The sequence below is a fragment of the Pseudomonas sp. EL_65y_Pfl2_R96 genome, assembly GCF_963970905.1.
Taxonomy (GTDB): domain Bacteria; phylum Pseudomonadota; class Gammaproteobacteria; order Pseudomonadales; family Pseudomonadaceae; genus Aquipseudomonas.
Window position 1 is genome coordinate 1 of sequence record NZ_CAXAQH010000166.1, and the last position, 582, is coordinate 582.

General features: G+C 70.6%; 1 protein-coding gene. It reads right to left on the minus strand.

Going from position 1 to position 582, the window contains the following annotated elements:
- The coding region (locus tag AACY49_RS30025) for a transcription antitermination factor NusB (RefSeq protein ID WP_339527855.1) at positions 1-582 on the minus strand (582 nt) is incomplete at both ends.

Below are 582 nucleotides of genomic sequence, written 5' to 3' on the forward strand. Positions count from 1 at the left end.
CGCCGGGGCCACGCCCGAGCAAGCGTGCGGGCAGCGAAGCGGCGATATCCTGTACCCACCAACTTCCGTCCTCGAATCCCGGCAATTCGGGCACATGCGCCGAGGGCAGGCGCACATGGCCGGGCAGCAGCGACACGCCGCCCAGCGCCTCCGCCATCGCAGCCGTAGTGGCCGGATCGGCCAGCGTCAGGTCGAGCGGTGGCGGGGCTGCCATTGCGCGCTCGGCCGCCTCGATCCCGTCATCGCCCCAGGCGGCATGCCACCGGATCGCCACCGGATCGGGCAGGGTCGGCTGTTCGGGAAGCTGGTCGCCGCCGCGCATCAACGTGCCGAACACGCCGTGGACGAGCTTGCGCGGGCCGCCATCGACCAGCGGCAGCACGGTCGAGATCGCGGCGTGCGGCGGCGTGCCGAGCGACAAGGCCTGGACGAGCGCGATGCGCAGCGCAAAGCGCGCCTTGGCATCATCGGGCAGCCGCGTCTTGGTCGCCGAATCGATCAGCGCGTCGAGATCGGGCAAGCGGCGCAGTACTTCGGCGGCGATGGCATGGGCCAGTGAAGAGGCTGGACTGGACATGTTTA